The organism is Promicromonospora sukumoe (genome assembly GCF_014137995.1).
Classification (GTDB): domain Bacteria; phylum Actinomycetota; class Actinomycetes; order Actinomycetales; family Cellulomonadaceae; genus Promicromonospora; species Promicromonospora sukumoe.
This window is the reverse complement of record NZ_JACGWV010000002.1, coordinates 185416-208427: the sequence shown is the minus strand read 5'-3', so window position 1 is coordinate 208427 and position 23012 is coordinate 185416. Positions and strand designations below refer to the sequence as shown.

Genomic DNA, 23012 nt, shown 5'->3' with positions numbered 1-23012 from the left:
ACACACAGCCGATAGAGTCCCGGCCCGTGACGGTCGACGCGAGGCATGCGATCCACACCAGCGGGCCCGCGAAGACCGCGTGGCAGCGCGGGAGACTGCTCGCGCTCGGATCCGTGCTGGCCGCCGTGCTGCTCCTGGCCCACGAGTACGTGCCCAACCGCTGGGGAAACCTCGGCAGCCTCGTGCAGTCGTTCCTGCCGTGGCTCGGGCTCGCGGTGCCCCTCGGCATCCTCGCGGCGCTGCTGCGGCGGTCGGCGCTCGCGGTCCTCGCCGTCCTGCTGCCGCTGGCGGCCTGGATCTGGGTCTTCCTGCCGCAGGTGCGCCCCGAGGCCACCACGCCCGGCGACCTGACGGTGGTGCAGCACAACGTCGACGCCGCCAACGCCGACGTGGCGGGCACCGCCGAGGTGCTGCTCGCCGCCGACCCCGACGTCGTCACGCTCACCGAGGTGCCCTACGACGTGGCCGAGCAGTACACCGAGGCGCTCGCCGAGGCCCTGCCGTACCACCAGTCCGACGGCACCGTCGGGATCTGGTCGAGGTACCCGCTCAAGGGCGTGCGGTCGGTCGACATCCTCGACGAGTCCTGGAACCGGTGCCTGCGCGCCGTGGTCCAGTACGAGGGCGCGAACGTCGCGGTGTACGCGGCGCACCTGCCCTCCGTCCGGTTCGGGAGCGGCGGCTTCGAGACCGCGGACCGCAACGCCGCCGCGCAACGGCTCGCGGACGCCGTCGCCGCCGAGAAGACCGAGACGGTCGTCGTCGCGGGGGACCTGAACGCCGTCCTGGCCGACGACGCGATCGCGCCGCTGACCAACCTGGTCACCGCGCCCACGCGGGGCTTCGAGTTCACGTACCCCGCGGTGTTCCCGGTGGCGCAGATCGACCACGTCCTGGCGCGCGGGGCGACCGTGACGGATGTCCGGGCCCTCGGCGAGACGGGCAGCGACCACCTCCCGGTCGTGGCCCACGTCGACACCTCCACCCCCTGACCCACCCCGTCCTGACCACCCCCACCCGACCGGCTCGTTGAGTGCTGGGTATTCGCCCTTTCTCGTGGGCCGGAAGGGCGAATACCCAGCACTCAACGATCAGGGGCGGTTTGGCGGGCGGGTTAGGGTTTTGGGCGTGACCAGGATCGTTGCGGGTTCGGTGGGCGGGCGGTCCATCGCGGTGCCCGCGAAGGGCACCCGCCCCACCAGCGACCGCGTCCGCGAGGCGATCTTCTCCCGGCTGGAGCACCTCGACGTGCTCGACGGCGCCCGCGTGCTCGACCTCTACGCCGGCTCCGGCGCGCTCGGGCTGGAGGCCGCCAGCCGCGGCGCGGTCTCGGTGATCCTCGTGGACAGCGCGCGTCCGGCGGCCGACGTCGCGCGCAGGAACGTCGCCGCCCTCGGGCTGGCCGGCGTCCGCGTCACCACGGAGACCGCCGAGCGGTACGCGGCCGGGCTGGCGGGGCGGCCGGCGGCCGGCCCTGCGGCGTCGGCTGTGCCCGCAGGTACTGCGGCGCCAGCCGGACCGGCGGGCGCGGGCGGGGCGGCAGCGCTGGACCTCGTCTTCCTCGACCCGCCCTACGACCTCGGCGAGGACGAGCTTGCCGCCGTCCTGACGCATCTCGCCGCGCCGGGGGTGCTGGCCGACGGCGCCGTCGTCGTCGTCGAGCGCTCGACCCGCACCCCGGAGCCGGCCTGGCCGGACGGCCTCGCGCCGTTCGCGCGCAAGGACTACGGCGAGACGGCGGTCTACTACGCGGAGCCCGCCGACCCGGAGCCCACGAACAACGAGCCCACCGACGCCGCACCCGCGGACGGCACCGCACCCTCGGGCGACACCCCGCCGTCGGATAGCGTGGGCGCGTGACCACAGTCGTCTGCCCCGGGTCGTTCGACCCCATCACGCTCGGCCACCTCGACGTGGTCCGCCGCGCCACCACCATGTTCGACGACGTCGTGGTCGGCGTCGCGAAGAACCCCGGCAAGTCCGGCCTGCTGGACCTCGAGACGCGTGCGGGGCTCGTGCGCGCCGCGCTGGCGTCCGCCGCCGAGACCGAGCCGGGGCTGGCCCGCGTCAGCGTCGCCGTCGTGCCGGGGCTGCTGGTGGACTTCTGCCGGGAGATCGGCGCGGTCGCCGTCGTGAAGGGCCTGCGCGGCGGCGGGGACTTCGACGCCGAGCAGCCGATGGCGCTCATGAACCGGCACCTGTCGGGCGTCGAGACGATCTTCCTGCCGGGGGACCAGCGGTACGCGCACGTCGCGTCGTCGCTGGTCAAGGACATCGTGCGGCACGGCGGGCAGGTCGACGACCTGGTTCCGGCCGGTGTCACGGAGGCCCTGCGGGCCGCGCTGGGGCAGCCCGCCGCGGGCTCGTGAGCCCTGTCACCCCGCACGGGCGCGCGTGACGCCCGTTCGATGTCGTAGGATTGCTTTTTGGTCCCTGGCTTGAGTCACCTTCGTGGCTGAGCGCCGGTCCACCCCCCTCATCGTCCATCCGGACGCTGACCTCGTTCTGCCCTTATCGGAGCCTGTTATCTCCCGCGAACCGAACTCGCCGCTCGTGCTCGACACGCACGAGCTCTCTCGGCGTGCCGGAACGATGCGTACGCACAGCATGACCGTGCAGGCGCCGTCGGACCTCGGCACCGCCGTGATCGGTATCCCGGAAGGCGCTGACCTGGAGCTGGACCTGCGGCTCGAGTCCGTGATGGAGGGCGTGCTGGTCTCCGGCACCGTCCGCGGCACGGTCAAGGGCGAGTGCAGCCGCTGCCTCGACGACATCTCCCGTGAGATCACGGTCGACGTCACGGAGCTGTTCGCCTACCCCGAGAAGGCCGCCGCGTCGGCCGAGGCGGGGGACACGGACGTGGAGGACGAGGAGTCCGTCCTGAAGGACGACATGGCCGACCTGGAGCCTTCGCTTCGGGATTCGGTCGTGACTGCACTACCATTTCAACCGTTGTGCCGGGAGGACTGCCCGGGCCTGTGCTCCGAGTGCGGAGCCCGCCTGGCGGATGACCCCGGTCATCACCACGACGTGGTCGACCCTCGTTGGTCGGCGCTACAGAGCATGCTCGAATCTACGAGCGTGTCGGACGAGACGAAAGAGAGCTAGCCGTGGCTGTTCCGAAGCGCAAGATGTCGCGCAGCAACACCCGTGCGCGTCGCTCGCAGTGGAAGACCACCGCAGCGACCCTCACGACCTGCCCGCAGTGCCAGGGCAACAAGCTGCCCCACACGGCGTGCCCGACGTGCGGTACCTACAAGGGTCGCACCTACCGTGACGCCCTGAAGACCGTTCACGCGGGCTGACGTGGCGAAGGGCGGTCCGGCCCCGGCGAGGCCGGAACCTACCGCGCTGCTCGAGAAGCTCGGGGTCCATCTGGACCCCGAGCTTCTTGTGCTGGCACTGACCCACCGGTCGTTCGCCCACGAGGCCGGAGGCATCCCCACCAACGAGCGCCTGGAGTTCCTGGGCGACACGGTGCTGGGGCTGGTGGTCACCGAGGCGTTGTTCCGGCGGCATCCCGACCAGTCGGAGGGCGACCTGGCGCGCATGCGCGCGGCGACGGTGTCGCAGCGTGCGCTCGCAGCGATCGCGCGCACCCTCGGCCTGGGCAAGTACGTGCTGCTGGGCAAGGGCGAGATCCGCACGCGCGGCTTCGAGAAGGACTCGATCCTGTCCGACACGGTCGAGGCGCTCATCGGCGCGACGTACCTGTCGCACGGCCTGGAGACCTCGCGCGCCCTGGTGCACCGGCTGGTCGACTCCACGCTCGACGTCGCCGCCGGGCTGGGCGCCGGCCTGGACTGGAAGACGTCGCTGCAGGAGGCGTCCGCCGAGCGCGGCCTGGGCGCGCCCGACTACCTCGCCACGTTCGAGGGCCCCGAGCACGCTCGGGTGTTCCACTCGACGGTCGTGATCGACGGCGTCACCTACGGCTCGGGCTCCGGCACCGCGAAGAAGCACGCCGAGCAGGGCGCCGCCGAGCAGACCTACCGGGCTCTCCTGGAGAAGTTCCCGCTGCCCGACAAGGCCGACGGCGCCGACGCGTCGGCCGCGGGCAAGGCGCCGGCGTCCGGTGCCTGAGCTCCCCGAGGTCGAGACCGTCCGCGACGGTCTCGACCGCCTCGTCGTCGGCGCGGTGGTGCGCGACGTCGAGGTGTTCCGCGAGTACAGCGTCCGCCGGCACGACGGCGGCCCGGACTCCTTCCGCGACCAGCTCACCGGCCGGCGGCTGTCGGCCGCGGTACGCCGCGGCAAGTTCCTCTGGCTGCCGCTGACGGAGCCCGCCCCGCAGCCCGCGACCCCGCAGCCCGGGGCGGCCCCGCTGGTCGAGTCTGTCGAGACCCCTCCCGTCGCCGCGCTGCTGGCGCACCTCGGGATGTCGGGCCAGCTCCTGGTGCGCGGCGCGACGCCGGACACGTCGGCGTCGGCCACCGAAGCGGTCACGGCGGATGCCACGGCGCAGAGCGACGCGCCGTCCGGCACCGCGCCAGGTGGCGTGGTGCCCGACGGCGCGGCCGGCACCGAGGACGACTGGCAGCACCCTCACCTGCGGGTCCGCCTGCACCTGGACGGTGCGCCGTCGGGCGCGCGGTACCTCGACTTCGTGGACCAGCGCACGTTCGGGCACCTGAGCGTCCATGACCTGGTGCCCGCCGACGACGGCGCGACGCGGGCGGGTGGCGCCCCGACGTCGGGCATCATCCCGACGTCGGCCGCTCCGGTGCCGGCCGCACAGGGCCCGGCCGCGCCGTCGGCCGTGACGCCGTCGCCTGGGACGCCGTCGAGCATCCCCGCAGGCCACGGCTCGGACCTGCCGCTGCTCCCGGAACCAGTGGCGCACATCGCGCGCGACCTGCTCGACCCGAACCTGGACCTGGACGCCCTGGTGAGCCGCGTCCGCCGTCGTCGGACGCAGGTGAAGCGGGCGCTCCTGGACCAGACCGTCGTGTCCGGCGTGGGCAATATCTACGCCGACGAGGCGCTGTGGCGCGCGCAGGTGCACTGGGCGCGCCCCACGGACAAGCTGAAGGCGGCGGACGTGCGGCGCGTGCTGGACTCCGCGGCCGAGGTCATGCGCGAGGCGCTCGTGCAGGGCGGCACCAGCTTCGACGAGCTGTACGTCAACGTGAACGGGCAGTCGGGGTACTTCGACCGGTCGCTCGCCGTGTACGGGCAGGAGAACAAGGAGTGCCGCCGCTGCGGCGCGCTGGTGCGCCGCGACGCGTTCATGAACCGCTCGTCGTTCAGCTGCCCGGTCTGCCAGCCCAAGCCCCGAGGCCTCTGACCCGCTCAACCCGCCTCCCGCACTCGCTGAGTGCTGGGTATTCGCCCTTCCGGCGCGCAGAAAAGGGCGAATACCCAGCACTCAACGAGCCGCCGGGCGGGGTGAGGGTCAGCGGGTCGCGACGTTGCGGAGGGTGTCGCCCGCGCGCCAGGCCGTGAGCTGCTCGGCCAGGAAGCGGGCTGCGCCGCGCGGACGTCCGCCCGCGACGTGCGGGGTGAGGATCAGGTTCGGCACGTCCCACAGCGGGGAGTCCTCGGGCAGCGGCTCGGTCTCCATGACGTCGAGCGCGGCGCCGGCGAGCCGTCCGGAGCGCAGGGCGTCCTCCAGGGCAGCCTCGTCCACGGTCGCCCCGCGGCCCACGTTCACGAACCGCGCCGACGCCGGCAGCAGGCCGAGCAGCCGAGCGTCGAGGATGTGCCGCGTCGCGGGCACGGCCGGCAGCAGCGAGATCAGCAGGTCGGTCTCGGCCAGCAGCGCGTCGAGGCCTCCGGCGTCGACCACCGGGTACCCGGAACGCTCGCCGGCGCGCGAGGCGACGCCGGTGACCTGCGCGCCCAGCGCCGTCAGCAGCGGTGCCAGGCGCAGTGCGATGGAGCCGAAGCCCCAGATCGTGACGCGCGCGCCGTCGAGCGAGTACTCGCGGCCGGTCACGCCGTCTGCCTGGGCGAACGCGATCTCCTTGGCCCAGCGGTGCTCCCGCTGCGCGGCCAGGGACACGTCGATCCGGCGGACCGACGCCAGGATGAGGGCCAGGGCGTGCTCGGTGACGGTGTCGTCGTGCAGGGACTGCCCGGACGAGATGACGACGTCGGGCGCGAACCCGGACCGCAGCGCGACGTCGGGCCCCGCGGAGAGGGTCTGCACCCAGCGCAGGGCGGTCATGCGCTCGGCGGCGTCGGCGACGATCTTGGGCGGGCTCGACCAGGTGACGAGCACCTCGGCGTCGGTGTGCTCCGCGGGGATCGGCTCGGTCATCGCGTAGGTGGCGACGGTGTCGGGGCCGCCGGGTGCGAAGGAGGCTCCGCCGTCGGGCAGCAGGGACGGGAAGTCGAGGTCGAAGGGCACGTCGGGTACGAGGATCTTCACTCCGGGGACGTTACCGGACGGGCCCACGCGGCAGAGCGCCCGTCCGGCCTGTCCGAGGAAGTCCTCGGGGCGGCCGGGCGGGCGCTCTGCGCTGGGGGTTCTTGCGAGGTACTGCGGGGTACTGCGGCTATCGCGGGAAGAGCGTCAGCCCGTCACCCGGATGAAGACCGGGTTGGTCTGCCACATCTCCGTGTAGTGCACGGGGACGCCGGCCTGCTGGGCCTCGACGACCATGCCGTTGCCCGCGTAGAGCGAGACGTGGCCGGACGTCCAGACGATGTCGCCCGGCTGGGCCTCCGCGGCGGAGACCTGGTAGCCGACGGTCGACATCGAGGCCGAGCTGTGCGGCAGGCTGATCCCGAGCTGGGCGTAGACGTACTGGATGAGCCCGGAGCAGTCGAAGCCGCTGGGTGAGGCCCCGCCCCACACGTAGGGCACGCCCACGTACTCGAGGGCGAGGTTGACGGCCTGCTGGCCCAGGCCCGAGGAGGACGCGGCGGCCTTCGCCACCACGGCCTCGGCCTCGGCTGCCGCGGCGGCCTCGGCCTCTGCGGCAGCCTTGGCCTCCGCCTCGGCCTTCGCCTTGGCTTCCGCCTCGGCCTTGGCGCGCGCCTCGGCCTCCTTCTTCTCCTTGGCCTCGGCGATACCCGCCTTGGTCTCGGCGTACGGGGTCACGCTGACGCGACCCTGCTCGGCCAGGAAGCTGGCGTCGTTGGCGACCTCGACCTTGGTCACGAGGTTCTCGGCCAGGCCCGCGCGGGTCTTGGTGTCGAACGTCTTGTTGGCGAGCGTGGTCTGGGTGTGGGACTCGGCAGGCGCGGTGTGGGCGGTCTGGGTGAAGACCGACGCGAGCATGCCGGAGGTGACTACCGCGATCGCGCCGGTACGGGCGGCGTTCTCGGCTGCTGTCTGGGTCAGAGCGGTGAAGGGGGTGAGGGCGGGGCCCTCGGCGCGATGCCGCGCCCGGTTGCTGGGTCGGTTTACCTGGTCGTCCGCCCAGTCCTGGGTGCGGTCGGTGAGTACGGTCACCAGTGATCTCCTCGGACGCCTACGAAGTGAGCTGTCGGGTTCGGATGGGGAGAGCAATCACCCGGCCTCACAAGGAGGCTTCACCCCGAGGACACTCCCGTGCCCGGCTTACTTGGTTCCCCCGCCCCTGTCACGTTCTGGCTGCTCAGGACCGGTGACAGGGTTCGGCGTCCGGGCCTGGACCGACCCGTTGCTGGAGCGGCGAGATCGACCGTACTCGTCTCCCGTTCAAATGTCACGATTAGGTCACATACCGTCTTGTGATGGAACGTTCCTGGCAATGAGTGCCCCGTGTCACCATGGCGTGCATGTCCGATTCCCTGCTCGACACCCTGCGCGCCCGGTACGACGTCGTCGTCGTGGGCGCCGGTCACAACGGCCTCACCGCAGCGGCCTACGCGGCCCGCGGCGGGCGCTCGGTCCTCGTCCTGGAGCGCGCGGACCACGTCGGCGGCGCGTCCGTCTCGGCCCGCCCGTTCACCGGCGTGGACGCCCGTCTGTCCCGCTACTCCTACCTCGTCTCGCTCCTGCCGCACCGGGTCGTGGACGAGCTCGGGCTGCCGATCCGGCTCGTCCGCCGTCGTTGGTCGTCGTACACCCCCGTGGCCGACGGCGGCCTGCTGGTCGACACCCAGGACGAGGCCGCCACACGCGCCTCCTTCCGTCGCCTGACCGGTTCCGATGCCGACCACGAGGCCTGGGGCCGGTTCTACGCGATGACCGCCGAGGTGGCGCGCCGCCTCGCGCCCACCCTCACCGAGCCCCTGCTCCCGCGCGCCACCGTCCGTCGCCTCGTGTCCGACGGCGTGGGCGAGGAGGCCTGGCGCGCCCTGTTCGAGGAGCCCCTCGGTGAGGTGCTGCGCCGCACCTTCGCCGACGACGTCGTGCGCGGCGTCGCCGCCACTGACGGCCTGATCGGCACGTTCGCCGACGTCGACGAGCCGTCCCTGAGGCAGAACCGCTGCTTCCTGTACCACGTGATCGGCAACGGGACCGGCGACTGGGACGTCCCCGTGGGCGGCATGGGCGCCGTCTCGGGCGCCCTGCGCGACGCCGCCGTGGCGGCCGGCGCCACGATCGTCACGTCCGCGTCGGTGACCGCCGTCGACCCCGGCGCCGTGGGCGCCGAGGTGGCCTGGACCGACGCCGACGGGCGCACCGGGGGCGTGACCGCCGGGCACGTGCTCGCGGGCTGCGCGCCGGCGGAGCTGGACCGGTTGTTGGCCGGAGCGGGGCGGGGGGCTGCTTCGGGTGGGGTGGTGGGTGGTGCTGGTGCTGGTGCTGGTGGTGCCGGTGTCGCCGATGCCGCGCCCGAGGGCGCCCAGCTCAAGGTGAACATGCTGCTCAGCCGGCTGCCGCGCCTGCGCGACGACGTCGACCCGGTCGCCGCGTTCAGCGGGACCCTGCACGTCAACGAGTCGCTGACCCAGCTCCAGACCGCGTACGCGCAGGCCGCCGCCGGGCGCATCCCCGACCTGCCGCCCAGCGAGATCTACTGCCATACGCTGTCCGACCGGACGATCCTCGGGCCGTCGTTGGCCGGGACCGACGCGCAGACGATCACGCTGTTCGGGCTGCACATGCCGGCCCGGCTCTTCCGCGCGGACCCCGACGGCGCCCGCGAGCAGGCGCTGGCGGCCACCCTCGCGTCGCTGAACACCGTGCTGGCCGAGCCCATCGAGGACGTGCTCGCTCTCGACGCCGACGGCGCGCCCTGCCTCGAGGTGCGCACCCCAGTGGACCTGGAGGGCGACGTCGGTCTGCCGGGCGGGCACATCTTCCACCGCGACCTGACCTGGCCGTTCGCGGAGGACGGGCCCGGCTCCGCCGTCGGCGAAGCAGCGGGTGCGGCGGGCGGGTCAGGCGCGGACGCCGGAGCCGCCAGCGGGGCTGCGACCTGGGTCGACCCCGGGGCGGCAACGGGTGCCGCCGAGCGCTGGGGCGTCGCGACGGCGCACCCGAGGGTGCTGCTCGCGGGCGCCGGCGCCCGCCGCGGCGGCGGCGTCAGCGGCATCCCGGGCCGAGCCGCCGCGATGGCGGTCCTGGAGACCCCGGCCCTCTGACTCTCTGCTGCCCCACCGCCCGACCTCACGGTGTTGACCACAGCAGTTCCTGCCAGGATGCGGCCCCTGCTGGCAGCAGCTGCTGTGCTCAACACCAACCCGCGAGGCGGCGTCGCGCGGGCGGACGTCGTCGGGCGGCGGTGTTGACCACAGCGGTTGCTGCCAGCCCGAGGGCCCCGGTGGCAGCAACCGCTGTGGTCAACACCGGGGATGACGGGGCGGTGCGCGGCTGGGCGGCGTCAGGACGACGGCGTTGAGCACAGCGGTTGCTACCAGCCGAGGGCCCCGGTGGCAGCAACTGCTGTGGTCAACGACGGGTGGGCCGAGCCGCGGCGGGGGCAGGCCTGGAGGGCTCGGCCCTCTGACGCCGGCAGGGCTCACGGCGGCGTCGTGGCCAGGTCCGGCTGACTCCGGTTCAGCAGGCTCTGGCGGACCATATCCCGAGGGTTGACGGTCGCCTGGGGCCTGCTGAATCGGAGTCAGCCGGGCAGTGGTCAGCCGGGCAGATCAGCAGCAGGTCAGTCGAGGGCCAGGGCGGCTGCCGGGGTGACCGCCGCGGCTCGGCGGGCCGGGACGACGGCGGCGAGCAGCCCCGCCAGGACCGCGACCGGCACCACGGCGGCCAGCGCGAGCCACGGGACGCGCCAGGTCGCGGCGTCGAGCGCCGTCGTCAGGAATGTCTCGTAGCCGACCCAGGCGAAGCCGACCCCGAGCGCGGTGCCCAGCACCGCGGCCGACACCGCCAGCAGCACGGCCTCGGCGGCCAGCATCCGCCGGAGCTGCCGGCGGGTGAGCCCGAGCGCGCGCAGCACGGCGTGCTCGCGAGCCCGTTCCAGCACCGAGAGCCCCAGCGTGCTCGCGATACCGATCAGGGCGATCACCACGGAGATGCCCAGCAGCCCGAGCGTCGCGGCCGTGATCGTCGCCAGCAGCTGGCCGTCCGCGGCCTCGGCGCGCAGCCCGTTGTCGACGTCGGCGCCGACGTCGTCAGCGAGGGTGTCGAGGTCGCCGAGCAAGGCGACCGGGTCGGCGTCGGCCGCGGCACGCACCCAGACGGCGTGCACCCGCGGCGAACCGAGCGCGGTCAGTGTTTCCGGCGCGACGACGCCGGCGCCGCCCCAGCCTGTGCCGGTGGTGACCCGCAGCTCCGTCTGCGCGGGGCCGTCGGCCCCCGGGGTGTCCGCAGCGCTTTCAGGCTCCGCGGCGGCGTCGGCCTTCCCGTCGCCGACGGCGCTCACCGTCACGAGGTCACCGGTCCCGTCGCCCAGCCGGTCCGCCGGGTCGTCGCCGTACACGTCGGCGTCGAGCGCGACCGTGCCCGGCTCGACCCGGGCGAACGCGCCGCCGTCGCGGGCGACCCGGTCCGCGTCCGGCGTGCCGAGCAGCAGCAGCGGTCGCTCGGCGCCGACGTCGCCGGCCCCGGCCGTGTCGGCGTCACCCGCCCCGGCCGCGCTCGCGCCGACCTTGCCGTCACCGGCTCCGACCTTGTCGTCACCGGCTCCGACCTTGTCGTCACCGGCTCCGACCTTGTCGTCGCGCGCGTCGCCCTCGCCGACGCCGCCCCCGCCGTCGACGTCGTCGCCCGCCCCGACGGCGTCGTCCGCTCCGGCCGCGCCGCCCGCCCCGCCACCCCCGCCCGGACCCACATCAACCAGCACCCCCTCGACCACGATCGCCCGCTCCACCCCGGCTACGCCCAACACCCGCTCCAGCACGTCGGCGTCGAGCGGCTCGTCCCACGACGTGAGCGCCACGTCGAGCGGGTGCGCCGTGCCGTGGTTCGCCTCGACCGACGCGCGCGTGCTCGCGAGCCCGGTCAGCACCGCCGTCGTCAGCGTGACGCCGACCAGCAGCGACGCGGTGGTAGTCGCCGTCCGGCGCGGGTTGCGTACGGCGTTCTCGGTCGCGAGGCGCCCGCCGGGGCCGAGCAGCGCCCCGACGCCCCGCACCAGCAGCGGGACCAGCAGTGGCCCGAGGAGCAGGACGCCCGCGAACAGCGCGCCGCCGCCCGTCACCATGCTCACCGCGCTGCCCCGGGCGACCGCCACCGCGAGCAGCGCCCCGCCGCCGGCCACGAGCAGAGCCCCGAGCGTCACCCGGGTGCGGCCAGCTCCCGTCCGCACGTCGACAGCGCCGTCGGGCCGCAGCGCCGCGAGCGGGCTCACCCGCACGACGCGCCGGGTCGGCAGCCAGGACGCCACCGCCGTCACCACCAGCCCGATCACGAACCCGCCCAGCAGCCACCAGCCCGGCGGCTGCTGGGGAGCGGCGAGCGGGCTGTTCCGGGTGACGGCGTCGACCACCGCGACCAGGCCGTACCCGAGCCCGGTGCCGGCCAGCACCCCGCCCAGCGAGGCGAGCACCCCGACGACGGCGGCCTCCCGCCGCACCGACCCCAGCACCTGCCGGCGCGTGGCCCCGACGCAGCGCAGGAGCGCGAAGTCCCGCACCCGCTGGGCGAACAGGATCGCGAACGTGTTGGTGATGACCAGCACCGAGACGAGGATCGCCACACCTGCGAACAGCAGCAGCATCAGCGACAGCGTGTTCACGTTGTTGGTGTGCAGGGCCATGCTCTCGGCGACGTGCTGCTCGGGTGTGACGGCCGTCGCGCCGTCGGGCAGCGGGCCCGTGTCACCGACGACGGCGGCCTGGTCCAGCAGGAGGCTGTCGTCGTCGCGCCAGTGCAGCAGCTGCTCGAACGTGATGTAGACGGCGGCCTGCCCCAGGTTCGCGGACGCCGCCACGATGCCGACCACCCGCAGGTCGACGGCGGCGGACCCCGCGCCGAGCGTCACCTGGTCGCCCACCGCGATCTCCATGTCCTGGGCGGTCCACACGTCGATCACCGCCTCGCCGGCCCGCTCCGGGAAGCGGCCCGAGTCGAGCGTCTGCCAGCGCAGCCGCGGCGTGTCCGCGATCGACCCGACGAACTTGCCGGGGGCCTGCGCGTCGCCCGCCCGCAGCGGCAGCGTCGCCGAGCCGAGCACGGCGACCTCGTCCCCGTGCTGCGCGGCGTAGGTGATCGCGTTCTGGGTGCCGAGGCCCCGGACCACGTGGTCGGCGCCCGCGAACTGCGCCCCCGCGCCGGCCGTGATCCGGCTCTGCGCCCCGGTCGTGAGCACGCCGACCGCCACGACGAACGCGACCGCGACGACGACGGCGGTCGCCGCCGCGACGTACCGCCGCAGGTGCCGGCGCAGGGAGGCGAGGAAGACGGTACGCATCAGGCGATCAGCCCGTCCTGCACGACGACGACGTCGTCGGCGTACGCCGCGGCGTCGGGCTCGTGGGTGACCATGACGACCGTCTGGCCGAGCTCGCGCGCCGACCGGCGCAGGTGGTCCAGCACCTCCGCCGACGTCGTGCTGTCCAGGTTCCCGGTCGGCTCGTCGGCGAACACCAGGCTCGGGCGCGTGACCAGCGCCCGCGCGATGGCGACGCGCTGCTGCTGGCCGCCCGAGAGCTCCGCGGGCCGGTGGTCGAGCCGGTCCGCCACACCCAGGCTGTCGGCGAGGCGCTGTGCGCGCTCGCGCGCGTCGTCGTCGACCCGGGGGCCGCCCAGCTCCAGGGGGAGCAGGATGTTCTGCCGCGCGGTGAGCATCGGCAACAGGTTGAACGACTGGAAGACGAAGCCGATGCGCTCGCGGCGGAAGACGGTCAGGGCGTCATCGTCGAGGGACCCGAGGTCCGTGCCGCCGACTGCGACGGTGCCGCCGCTGGGCCGGTCGAGCCCGGCGAGGCAGTGCATCAGGGTGGACTTGCCCGATCCACTGGGGCCCATGATCGCGGTGAACCGTCCGCGCGGGACGTCGAGGTCGACGCCGCGGAGGGCGTGCACCTGGGCCGCGCCGCGGCCGTAGGTCTTGGTCAGGCCGCGCGTGCTGGCCGCGAGGGCTTCGGGTGCTGGGGCGGGGCCGGATGCGGCGGCGGGCCGGGCGGCCGCCGTCGCCGGTGCTCGTCTGCTGGAGGACATGCCCCCAGCCAAGGCAGCGCGCCGTTGCCGCCGTGTATGCGAATTTCCATACGCCCCCGATATACCCCGGCTCCGTAGCATCGAGGACATGCGCGTGCTGATCGTCGAGGACGAGCCCGAGATGGCGGACGGTATCCGCGCGGGCCTGCGCCTGGAGGCGATCGCCGCCGACGTCGCCGGGGACGGTCACACGGCCCTGGAGCTGCTGAGCGTCAACACCTACGACATCGCCGTCCTCGACCGCGACATCCCCGGCCCGTCGGGCGACGAGATCGCCCGGCGCGTGGTCGCGTCCGGGAGCGGCATGCCGATCCTCATGCTGACCGCCGCCGACCGGCTCGACGACAAGGCCTCCGGGTTCGAGCTCGGCGCCGACGACTACCTCACCAAGCCGTTCGAGCTGCGCGAGCTCGTGCTGCGGCTCCGGGCGCTCGACCGGCGTCGGGCCCACCACCGGCCGCCCGTCCGGGAGGTCGCGGGGCTGCGCCTCGACCCGTTCCGCCGCGAGGTCTACCGTGACGGCCGCTACGTGCCGCTGACCCGCAAGCAGTTCGCGGTGCTCGACGTGCTGATGGCGGCCGAGGGCGGCGTCGTGAGCGCCGAGGACCTGCTGGAACGGGCCTGGGACGAGAACGCCGACCCCTTCACCAACGCCGTGCGCATCACGGTCTCGGCGCTGCGCAAGCGGCTCGGCGAGCCGTGGGTGATCGCGACGGTGCCCGGCGTCGGCTACCGGATCGACGTGCCGGCGCCCGTGGAAGCCGACCGTGGATAGGGCGCCCGGCCTGAGCGTCCGGCTCAAGCTGACCCTGAGCTACACGGGGTTCCTCATGCTGGCCGGCACCCTCGTGCTCGGCGTCGCGTGGGTGTTCCTGCTGCGGTTGTCGCCCTCGGCCGGGATCGACACCCTGCGCGAGCTCACCAACCCCCAGGTCTTCATCGGCGGCGTCGGGCCGCGGGTGTTCATCCCGGCGGCCCTCGTCGTGATGGCGTTCCTGCTGGTGTTCGGCCTGGTGGGCGGCTGGTTCCTCGCGGGCCGCATGATCGCCCCGCTGGCACGGATCACCGACGCCGCCCGCCGCGCCACCGCCGGCTCGCTCGCCCACCGGATCCACCTGCCGGGACGCCGGGACGAGTTCCGCGAGCTCGCCGACGCCTTCGACGCCATGCTCGCCCGGCTCGAGTCGCACGTCGCCGAGCAGCGCCGCTTCGCCTCCAACGCCTCCCACGAGCTGCGCACCCCGCTCGCGATCGCCCAGACGTTCCTCGACGTCGCCCGCCGGGACCCCGACGGCGACACCGGCGACCTCGTCGAGCGGCTGCACGCCGTCAACTCCCGGGCGATCGACCTCACCGAGGCCCTGCTCGTGCTCAGCCGTGCCGACCAGCGGTCGTTCACCCCGGAACGCGTCGACCTGTCCCTCCTGGCCGAGGAGGCCACCGAGACGCTCCTCCCGCTCGCCGGACGCCGCGGCGTCACGATCGAGACCTCCGGCGACGTCACCCCGACCACGGGGTCGCCGGCGCTCCTGCTGCAGCTCACGACCAACCTCGTGCACAACGCGATCGTCCACAACCTGCCCGACGGCGACGGCGTGGGGCCTGGCGTGGTCGGGGATGGCGGCGCGGGGGCCGGCAGCGCGAGGGGAGGCAGGGCGGGGGCGGGCACGGTGCGGGTGCACACGAGTGTGTCCGACGGCGGCGCGACGCTCGTCGTCGAGAACACGGGGGAGCGGCTCACGGCTGGGCTCGTGGCGACTCTCGCCGAGCCGTTCCAGCGCGGCAGCGAACGCGCCCGCCCCGGCCGCGCGGCCGCGGGCCGGGCACGCGGAGGCGTCGCAGTCGGGAGCGGTGCGGGTCGGGTCGTGGACGCCGACCACGTCGGCGTCGGGCTGGGCCTTGCCATAGTGCGGAGCATCGCCGAGGCCCACGACGGGACCCTCACCCTCGAACCCCGCGACGGCGGGGGCCTCCGCGTCACGGTCCGCCTGCCCGCCGCGCAAGACTGACGGAGACCATGCATCTGCGGCCGAGGCAGGCCGGCGCCGCTGACTCCGGTTCAGCAGGCCGCGGGCGACCGCAACTCAAGGGTTGACGGTCGTCTGCTGCCTGCTGAACCGGAGTCAGCCGAGCAGCTGCTGCAAGGGTGCGGCCCGGTGCGGCAGCAGGTGCCTAGTCCGGTACGGGGCCTCAGCCCTCCTGCGCGGCCGCCCAGGCGTAGGCGGGGTCGGTGGCGAGCAGGTCCTCGTGCCGCCCGCGAGCAGCGACGGTCGCGGGCGCGCCCGGTCCCGCACCAGCCCCGGCGATGCCAGGTCCGGTCGTGCCAGCTCCAGCGGCGCCAAGCCCAGTCGTGCCAAGTCCGGCGGCGCCAGATCCAGCGAAGCCAGCCCCGGCGGCGTCGAGCCCAGCGGTGCCAGGCTCGGCGGTGGCAGTTCCGGCGTCGGGCCCAGGCGCGCCCTGCGCGAGGAGCAGCACCTCGTCGGCCACGGTCAGCGGCGTGAGGCGGTGGGTCGCCAGCAGCACGGCCCGGCCGGTCGCACGGGCGTGGGCGGCGACGGCGTCCACGAGCGCGTCAGCGGTCGCGCCGTCGAGGTGCTCGGCGGGCTCGTCCACGAGCAGCACCCGCGCCGGCGCCAGGAGTGCACGCGCCACCAGCAGCCGACGGCGCTCGCCGCCCGAGACCGCCGCCGCGTCCGTGCCCACCACGGTGTCCAGCCCTGCGGGAAGCGCGGCGAGCCAGTCGCCCAGCCCGACGGCGTCCAGCGCGGCACGCGCCTCGTCCGACGTGACGTCGCCGCGCGCGACCCGCAGGTTCTCCAGCACGGTCGTGTCGAACACATGCCCGTCCTCGGCGACGAACAACGCCCCGCCGTGAGCGTCCCCACCCCCGCCCCCGCTCCGCGCGACCGGCAGTTCGGCGGTCGGTAGTTCGTCAGGTGATCGGTAGTCCGAGCTGCCGACTACCTGACCAACTGCCGACCTTCCGTCACCGACCCCGCGACCGACCTTGCGACCGACCCCGCCGGAGACCGCCGGGATCAGCCCGGCCGCCGTCATCAGCAGCGTCGTCTTGCCGACGCCGGACGGCCCTGCCAGCGCCACGACCGAACCCGGCCGCAGCGTCAGGGACACACCCTCGACCGCCGCGACGCGCCGGCCGTCGGCTCCGGGCCAGCCCGCGGCGACGTCGTCGAGCACGAGTAGCGCCCCGCCGTCCCCGCCCGAAACCCCCGATGCACCCCCCGACGTGTCAGACCCACAGGTCCCTCGGGGTGCCTGTACGTCTGACACGTGCGCCCCGCCCGAGTCACGCCCCTTGACACCTGCCCCCGCGGTCTCGTCCGCGACCTCCCCGTTGTCAGACGTACAGGTCCCCCGGGGTACCTGTACGTCTGACACGTGCGCTCCGCCCGGGTCACGCCCCTCGACGCCGGCCCCCACCGTCTCGCTAGCGGCCCCCACCGTGTCAGACGTACGGGTCCCCCGAGGGACCTGTGGTTCTGACACGTTCGAGGTCGCGGAGGTCGTAACGTTTGCTGCGCTCGCGGGCGTGTCCGGGAGCAGGCCCAGCAGCCGCCGTGCCGCCTCGCGCGAGCGGTGCAGCTGGACCGCCGCGGCGGGTAGGCCCGCGGTCGCCTCGAACACGGCGAGCGGCGTCAGCACGATCACGGTCAGCGCCTCGGGCGACAGCGACCCGTCCAGCGCCGCCGGGATGCCGAACGCCAGCGAGGCGAGCACCGCGAGCCCCTGGGCCAGCGCCCCCAGGGCGGCGGCGAGCCCGGAGGTGCGGGCCCCGTCGTCGGCGACGGCGGACAGCCGCGCGTCCGCCGCGTCCAGGTCGGCGACCCGTGCGTCGAACCGGCCGGCGACCCGCAGCGCGGCCGACTCCTCCAGGAGCCCCAGCGACAGCGCCGACACCTCGCCGCGGGCCGCCGCGCCCCGCGCCTCGGTCCGGGCCGCCGCCCGCGCCGCGAGCCACGGCGTCACGACCCCCGCCAGCACCAGGCACACCGCCAGCGCCACACCCGCGGCCGGCAGCAGCACCCCCAGCAGGATCACCGAGCCGAGCGACGTCACCGCCGCGACCCCGGCGGGCACCATCGCACGCACCACGACGTCGCCCACGTCGTCGACGTCCTGCCCGATCCGGGCCAGGAGCTCGCCACGGCGCACGGTCACGGGCCGGTCGTCGGCGGCGAGCCGCGCGTACAGGTTCGCGCGCAGGGCGGCCATGCCGCGCAGGGCGACGTCGTGGGAGGCCAGGCGCTCGCAGTACCGCAGCACGCCCCGCCCGATGCCGAACGCCCGCACCGAGACCACCGCGACCGAGAGCGTGAGCACCGGCGGCATCTGCGACGCCCGGGCGACGAGCCACGCGGCGACCGCGGCGAGCCCGATCGCGCAGGCCAGGGCCAGCACGCCGAGCGCGACCGCGGCCGCGACCTTGCCCGGGCGCACCTCCAGCAGGGGCAGCACGCGCCGCAGCGGGTCGCGCGTGTCTCGCGCGGGGGAGACCGGGCGGGCCGGGTCCCGGGTCAGGGGCGTGGTCATCGTGCCTCCCGGTCCGCGAGGCCGGACGCCGGCCCCGCCGTGTGTCCCGCGGGCGCGTCGTCCTGCGCCGCGCCTGCGGGCCCGCCTGATCCAGCCGGCTCATCCGGCTCATCCGGCTCATCCGGCTCGCCCAGCCCAGTCATTGCGCCCGGCTCACCCGGCTCACCCGACCCACCCGGCAGGCCCAGCCCAGTCATTGCGCCCGGTTCGCCGGTCCGTGCCGGGTCGTCCGGCCCAGCCGCCTCCGACGCCGAGCGGACGTCGACCACCTGGTCCGCGAGGGCGAGCAGCGACGCCCGGTGCGCGACGACGAGCACGGTCCGGCCGGCGTCGCGCCACGCCCGGACGGTGTCGAGCACGGCCTGCTCGCCGCGCGCGTCGAGGTGTGCGGTCGGTTCGTCGAGGATCACCAGCGGCTTGGCGCCGGCGTCGTCGAGCAGGGCGGAGGTGAGCGCGACGCGCTGGCGCTGCCCCACGGACAGCCCGACGCCGCCGAGCCCGATGCGGGTGTCCCAGCCGTCGGGCAGGGTGCCGACGACGGCGTCCAGGCCGGTCAGCCGGGCCGCCTCGGCCAGTGCCCGGTCGCGGTCCACGCCGGAGGCGCCGTCCAGGAGCGAGTCCTCCCGGCCCGAGTCCTCCCGCCCCGAGCCCTCCCGGCCTGAGCCTGCCGGCACAGCACCCTCCAGGACGACGTCGCGCAGCCGCCCCGGCGCCAGCGTCGGCCGCTGCGGCACCCAGGTGAGCCCGGCCCACCACCCGGCGAGACCGCCGCGGGCCGGGTCCGCGAGGTCGTGGAACGCGCCGTCGGGCCCGGCCAGGCCGACCCGTCCGGCATCCGGGGCGAGGAGCCCCAGGATCGTGAGCACGGCGGTCGACTTGCCCGACCCGCTCGGCCCGCGCAGCGCGACGACCCGCCCGTTCCCGCGCGCGCCGGAACCCAGCGGTATGCGTGCCGAGAGCCCGGACGGCGCGACGACCCCGCGCCCGCCGGCCCGCACGGAGACCCCCTCCAGCACGAGTGAGCGTCCCGACGACGGCGCGGCGGCGCCCCCGCCGTCCGCCCGGGCGACGGAAGCGGCACCGGCACCGGCACCAGCACCAGCACCAGCACCCGAACCCGCCGTCGAGCCCGAGCCCGAGTCGATGAGGGCGAGCGCCCGGTCCACGGCCGCCACACCGTCGACCGACGCGTGGAACTCCGCGCCGACCCGCCTCAGCGGCAGGTACACCTCGGGCGCGAGCACCAGCACGGCCAGCGCCGGCTGCAGCTCCATGGCACCTTCGACGAGCCGCAGCCCGACGCCGACGGCGATGATCGCCACCGACAGCGTCGTGAGCAGCTCCAGCACCATCGAGGACAGGAACGCGACGCGCAGCGTGCCCATCGTGGCCCGGCGGGAGGCGTCGCCCAGCGCGCGCACCCGCTCGGCCGGCCCGAACGACCGGCCGAAGGCGCGCAGCGTCGGGAGCCCGGCGACGAGGTCCAGCACCTGGGCGCCGAGCCGTTCCACGGTGGCGAGCCGCCGCTCGGACGTCCCCGCCGTCAGGCGCCCCACGAGCACCATGAACACGGGCACGAGCGGCAGCGTCACGACGGCGATCACTGCCGAGACCCAGTCCAGGCCGAACAGCACGAACACGAGGGCGGGCGTGAGCAGCGCCGTCAGCACGAGCTGCGGCACGTACCGCACGAGGTACGGCTCCAGGGCGTCGAGGCCGCGGGTCGCGAGGGTCGCCACCTCGGCCTCGGGGCTCGCCCCGCTCCCACCGCCCGACGTCGCGGCGGGGCCGGTCCCGGCCGTCGCCCCGCCGTCCGCGGCCCGTCCCGAGTCAGCCTCTGCCGAGTCGGCCCCGCCGTCCGCCGTTCCGACCGAGTCGGCCCCGCCGTCCGCGGCCCCTTCCGCGCCAGCCCCGCCCGAGCCCGCCCCGCCGTCCGCCGTCGGCCACGCGGCCCGGGGACCGCGCGCCGCCCAGGCCTCGACGACGGCGCGGCGCAGCTCGGCGATCGTCCGGGCGGCCGCGCGCAGCGCGTACCGCTCCTGCGCCCACGCGACGGCGGCCCGCCCGCCGACGACGAGCGCGAGCCAGCCGAACGACCGCACCAGCTCGGGTCCGGACACGCCGTCCCCGCGCACGACCGGCGTCAGGATCGCGGCGAGGAGCAGGGCCTGCGCCACGATCAGGCCGGCGGCGGCCAGGCCGAGCCCCACCGTGAGGGCCACGTACCAGCGTGCCGCGTGCACCTGGCGCAGCAGGCGGGGGTCGAGGGGTTTCATGACGTGATGTTCGCGTTCCGGTCCGGCCTGCGGCTCAGAACGCCGACTCCTTGATCTTCTTCCAGGTCAGCCCGGCGGGCGCGGGGATGTGCTCCACGCTGAGCCGGCGGCGGAAGACCCAGTAGGTCCAGCCCTGGTAGAGGATCACGAGCGGGGTGAGGAACACGGCGACCCATGTCATCACGGTCAGGGTGTACGGGGTCGAGGAGGCCTCGGCGATGGTCAGCGAGTTGCCGCCGTCCAGGCCGGGCATGACGTCGGGGTACATGGAGCCGAAGATCAGCACCACGGCCGCGACGATCGAGACGGCGGAGAGCCCGAAGGCCCAGCCTTCTCGGCCCATCCGGTTGGTCACGACGACGCCGACCAGCGCCAGCGCCGCCACGGCGACGGCGGCCCACGTCCAGGCGGGGGAGAACGCCACCTGTGCCCAGACGGCCCAGCCGCCGGCCACCAGCACGGCCACCAGCGACAGGACGCCGGCGAGCCGGCGGGCGCGGGCCCGGATCTCGCCGTCGGTCTTGAGCGCCACGAACACGGAGCCGTGCAGCAGGAACAGCACCAGCGTCGTGGCGCCGCCGAGCAGCGCGAACGGGTTGAGCAGGGCCCAGAAGCCGCCCACGTACTGGTGCGCCTCGTCGAGCTGGACGCCGCGCACCAGGTTGGCGAACGCGACACCCCAGAGCACGGCGGGCACCCACGAGCCCACCTGGATCGCGACGTCGCAGCGCCGCGCCCATGCCGTGCCGGCGATCTTGCCGCGGTACTCGAAGGCGACGCCGCGCACGATGAGCGCCACGAGGATCAGCAGCAGCGGGATGTAGAAGCCGGAGAACATCGTGGCGTACCACTCGGGGAAGGCGGCGAAGGTGGCACCGCCCGCGGTGATCAGCCACACCTCGTTGCCGTCCCAGAGCGGTCCGATGCTGTTCACCAGCACGCGCCGCTCCTTCTCCCGGTGCTCGGCCCTGCCGCGCGGCAGGATCGACATCAGCATGCCGACGCCGAAGTCGAACCCCTCGAGCACGAGGTACCCGGTCCACAGGATCGCGATGATGAAGAACCACACGAGTGCGAGGTCCACGGTCACTTCCTTGTCTTCATGAGGCTGGTCTGCAAGAGGCTGGTCTGCGTCAGTTCAGGGGACATGAGGCGCTCGCGGTCAGTAGGCGAACGAGAGGGGCCGGTCGGAGCCGTCCGAGGCCGCCTCGGGCGACTCGTCGCGGACCGTCGAGGGCACGCCCTCGACCGCGTACCGGTGCATGAGCCGGTACCAGACGAAGGCCAGCACGCCGTAGAGCAGGGTGAACACGATCATCGAGGCGAGCACCATGCCCGGGCTCACCACCTCGGAGACGCCGTTCATGGTGAGCAGCCGGATCTGGTCGATCCCCGTGGGGTTCGGGGCGACGACCCAGGGCTGGCGGCCCATCTCGGTGAAGATCCAGCCGAACGACGAGGCGATGAACGGGGTGGGGATCGCGGCGATCCCGATGCGGGCGAGCCACTTGTTGTCGCTGACCCGGCCGCCGCGCGTGAACCAGAGAGCGGCCAGCGCCAGCAGCGCGGATCCGGCGGCGAACCCGATCATGAGCCGGAAGCTCCAGTAGGTGACCGCGAGGTTCGGCGTGTACGAGATGGGGTTGCCGGCCTCGTCGGTGGCGCCGAACTTCTCGGAGTACTGCTCCTGCACGTCGTTGACGCCGGGCAGGAAGCTCTCCGGGCCGGAGAAGTGCCCCGTGCCGAGGTAGCTGGCCAGGCCGGGCACCTCCAGGATGTGCCGCACGCCCTCGCAGGAGTTGGAGAGATCACCGATCGTGAGGATCGAGAAGTTCGCGGCCTCCTCGCCCTCGCACAGCGCCTCGGCGGACGCCATCTTGCCCGGCTGCTGCTCGAACATGAGCTTGCCCTGGACGTCGCCGGACAGTGCCACGCCGGCGCCGGAGATCAGCATGACGACCGTGCCGAGGATCACGGCGGGGCGGTACACGTTCCGGGCGAGCTCGACGGACTCGGGCTGCTTGGTCCGGGCGAGGCGCACCATCCACCAGGCGGCGATGCCGGCCACGAAGGTCCCGGCGGTCAGGAAGGCGGCGGCGACGGCGTGGGGGAAGGCCGCCCACAGCGTGTTGTTGGCGAGGATCGCCCAGATCGACTCCATCTCGGCGCGGCCCGTCTCCGGGTTGTACCGGGCGCCCACGGGGTGCTGCATCCACGAGTTGGCGGCCAGGATGAAGAAGGCCGACAGGTTCACCGCGACGGCCACGGCCCAGATGCTGGCCAGGTGCACCTTCTTGTTGACGCGGTCCCAGCCGAAGATCCAGACGCCGAGGAAGACCGACTCGATGAAGAACGCGGCGAGGGCCTCCATGGCGAGCGGGGCGCCGAACACGTCGCCGACGAACCGTGAGTACTCGCTCCAGTTCATCCCGAACTGGAACTCCTGCACGATGCCGGTCACGACGCCGAGCGCGAAGTTGATCAGGAAGAGCTTGCCGAAGAACTTGGTCAGCTTCAGCCAGCGCTCGTTCCCGGTCCGGACCCAGGCGGTCTGCATGATCGCCACGAGGGGCGCCAGCCCGATCGTGAGCGGGACGAAGATGAAGTGATAGACGGTGGTGATGCCGAACTGCCAGCGTGCCAGGTCGAGAGCTTCCACTCCGGGCTCCTGTGGTGTGTCTCCGTACGGCTCTTTCCCTTCGGACGCTAGGCCTGATCTGCCAGGTCCGCGCGTTGCCGCGGGG

At 74.1% G+C, this 23012-nt stretch carries 18 protein-coding genes and 1 riboswitch; of the genes, 10 read left to right on the top strand and 8 right to left on the bottom strand.

Annotated features, from left to right (window positions below):
* Positions 1 to 26: 26 nt before the first annotated feature.
* The 7 genes from FHX71_RS29410 to FHX71_RS18145 all read left to right on the top strand — a co-directional run bounded on the left by FHX71_RS29410 (position 27) and on the right by FHX71_RS18145 (position 5287).
* Positions 27 to 992: an endonuclease/exonuclease/phosphatase family protein gene (locus FHX71_RS29410; RefSeq protein ID WP_220490188.1), complete on the top strand. Its 966-nt coding sequence runs from the start codon at positions 27 to 29 to the stop codon at positions 990 to 992.
* Positions 993 to 1128: 136 nt separating this feature from the next.
* Positions 1129 to 1860 (top strand): RsmD family RNA methyltransferase, encoded by a 732-nt coding sequence (locus tag FHX71_RS18170; protein WP_182618936.1) that lies wholly within the window; start codon positions 1129 to 1131, stop codon positions 1858 to 1860.
* Complete coding sequence (gene coaD, locus FHX71_RS18165; RefSeq protein WP_182618935.1) at positions 1857 to 2369, top strand: pantetheine-phosphate adenylyltransferase; 513 nt, start codon at positions 1857 to 1859, stop codon at positions 2367 to 2369. Before FHX71_RS18170 ends, coaD begins: the two co-directional genes overlap by 4 nt.
* Positions 2370 to 2553: 184 nt before the next feature.
* The gene (locus tag FHX71_RS18160) at positions 2554 to 3108 is read left to right on the top strand and encodes a YceD family protein (RefSeq protein ID WP_182619932.1); all 555 of its coding nucleotides are present in this window, start codon (positions 2554 to 2556) and stop codon (positions 3106 to 3108) included.
* Positions 3109 to 3110: 2 nt separating this feature from the next.
* The gene (gene rpmF, locus FHX71_RS18155; RefSeq protein WP_108495103.1) at positions 3111 to 3305 is read left to right on the top strand and encodes a 50S ribosomal protein L32; all 195 of its coding nucleotides are present in this window, start codon (positions 3111 to 3113) and stop codon (positions 3303 to 3305) included.
* Between the two features lie 88 nt (positions 3306 to 3393).
* Positions 3394 to 4083 (top strand): ribonuclease III, encoded by a 690-nt coding sequence (gene rnc, locus FHX71_RS18150; RefSeq protein WP_376770144.1) that lies wholly within the window; start codon positions 3394 to 3396, stop codon positions 4081 to 4083.
* The gene (locus FHX71_RS18145) at positions 4076 to 5287 is read left to right on the top strand and encodes a DNA-formamidopyrimidine glycosylase family protein (protein ID WP_182618934.1); all 1212 of its coding nucleotides are present in this window, start codon (positions 4076 to 4078) and stop codon (positions 5285 to 5287) included. The genes rnc and FHX71_RS18145 overlap by 8 nt, the downstream gene beginning before the upstream one ends.
* A gap of 108 nt (positions 5288 to 5395) precedes the next feature.
* Here FHX71_RS18145 and FHX71_RS18140 read toward each other — a convergent pair whose 3' ends face one another.
* Both FHX71_RS18140 and FHX71_RS18135 read right to left on the bottom strand, forming a co-directional pair.
* Positions 5396 to 6373, bottom strand: coding sequence for an NAD(P)-dependent oxidoreductase (locus FHX71_RS18140; RefSeq protein WP_182618933.1), 978 nt, complete (start codon positions 6371 to 6373; stop codon positions 5396 to 5398).
* Positions 6374 to 6517: 144 nt separating this feature from the next.
* A complete protein-coding gene (locus tag FHX71_RS18135) occupies positions 6518 to 7402 on the bottom strand; it encodes a C40 family peptidase (protein WP_182618932.1) in 885 nt (294 codons plus the stop codon).
* Position 7403: 1 nt separating this feature from the next.
* Positions 7404 to 7555, bottom strand: a riboswitch (cyclic di-AMP (ydaO/yuaA leader).
* Positions 7556 to 7710: 155 nt separating this feature from the next.
* Here FHX71_RS18135 and FHX71_RS18130 point away from each other — a divergent pair.
* Positions 7711 to 9465 (top strand): phytoene desaturase family protein, encoded by a 1755-nt coding sequence (locus FHX71_RS18130; RefSeq protein WP_182618931.1) that lies wholly within the window; start codon positions 7711 to 7713, stop codon positions 9463 to 9465.
* 518 nt (positions 9466 to 9983) lie between these two features.
* Here the strand turns inward: FHX71_RS18130 and FHX71_RS18125 are convergent.
* Positions 9984 to 12692, bottom strand: a complete 2709-nt coding sequence (locus FHX71_RS18125) for an FtsX-like permease family protein (protein WP_182618930.1) — start codon at positions 12690 to 12692, stop codon at positions 9984 to 9986.
* Complete coding sequence (locus FHX71_RS18120; RefSeq protein ID WP_182618929.1) at positions 12692 to 13441, bottom strand: ABC transporter ATP-binding protein; 750 nt, start codon at positions 13439 to 13441, stop codon at positions 12692 to 12694. The genes FHX71_RS18125 and FHX71_RS18120 overlap by 1 nt, the downstream gene beginning before the upstream one ends.
* 88 nt (positions 13442 to 13529) lie before the next feature.
* On the opposite strand from FHX71_RS18120, the gene FHX71_RS18115 reads away from it, so the two are divergent.
* Positions 13530 to 14216, top strand: a complete 687-nt coding sequence (locus FHX71_RS18115; protein WP_182618928.1) for a response regulator transcription factor — start codon at positions 13530 to 13532, stop codon at positions 14214 to 14216.
* Complete coding sequence (locus tag FHX71_RS18110) at positions 14209 to 15450, top strand: sensor histidine kinase (RefSeq protein ID WP_312877106.1); 1242 nt, start codon at positions 14209 to 14211, stop codon at positions 15448 to 15450. Before FHX71_RS18115 ends, FHX71_RS18110 begins: the two co-directional genes overlap by 8 nt.
* Positions 15451 to 15631: 181 nt before the next feature.
* On the opposite strand, the gene FHX71_RS29405 is transcribed toward FHX71_RS18110, so the two are convergent.
* From FHX71_RS29405 to FHX71_RS18085, 4 genes are all read right to left on the bottom strand, one after another.
* Positions 15632 to 17992 (bottom strand): amino acid ABC transporter ATP-binding/permease protein, encoded by a 2361-nt coding sequence (locus tag FHX71_RS29405; protein ID WP_246403322.1) that lies wholly within the window; start codon positions 17990 to 17992, stop codon positions 15632 to 15634.
* The gene (locus FHX71_RS18095; RefSeq protein ID WP_246403320.1) at positions 17989 to 20268 is read right to left on the bottom strand and encodes an ABC transporter ATP-binding protein/permease; all 2280 of its coding nucleotides are present in this window, start codon (positions 20266 to 20268) and stop codon (positions 17989 to 17991) included. The genes FHX71_RS29405 and FHX71_RS18095 overlap by 4 nt, the downstream gene beginning before the upstream one ends.
* 34 nt (positions 20269 to 20302) lie before the next feature.
* A complete protein-coding gene (cydB, locus tag FHX71_RS18090) occupies positions 20303 to 21352 on the bottom strand; it encodes a cytochrome d ubiquinol oxidase subunit II (RefSeq protein ID WP_182618927.1) in 1050 nt (349 codons plus the stop codon).
* A gap of 78 nt (positions 21353 to 21430) precedes the next feature.
* Positions 21431 to 22927: a cytochrome ubiquinol oxidase subunit I gene (locus FHX71_RS18085; protein ID WP_182618926.1), complete on the bottom strand. Its 1497-nt coding sequence runs from the start codon at positions 22925 to 22927 to the stop codon at positions 21431 to 21433.
* Positions 22928 to 23012 lie beyond the last annotated feature (85 nt).

Coding starts and splice junctions, on each gene's coding strand:
- FHX71_RS18125 (WP_182618930.1), bottom strand. CDS start 12,692: ATGCGTACCGTCTTCCTCGCCTCCCTGCGCCGGCACCTGCGGCGGTAC.
- FHX71_RS29405 (WP_246403322.1), bottom strand. CDS start 17,992: ATGACCACGCCCCTGACCCGGGACCCGGCCCGCCCGGTCTCCCCCGCG.
- FHX71_RS18095 (WP_246403320.1), bottom strand. CDS start 20,268: ATGAAACCCCTCGACCCCCGCCTGCTGCGCCAGGTGCACGCGGCACGC.
- FHX71_RS18120 (WP_182618929.1), bottom strand. CDS start 13,441: ATGTCCTCCAGCAGACGAGCACCGGCGACGGCGGCCGCCCGGCCCGCC.
- FHX71_RS18130 (WP_182618931.1), top strand. CDS start 7,711: ATGTCCGATTCCCTGCTCGACACCCTGCGCGCCCGGTACGACGTCGTC.
- FHX71_RS18115 (WP_182618928.1), top strand. CDS start 13,530: ATGCGCGTGCTGATCGTCGAGGACGAGCCCGAGATGGCGGACGGTATC.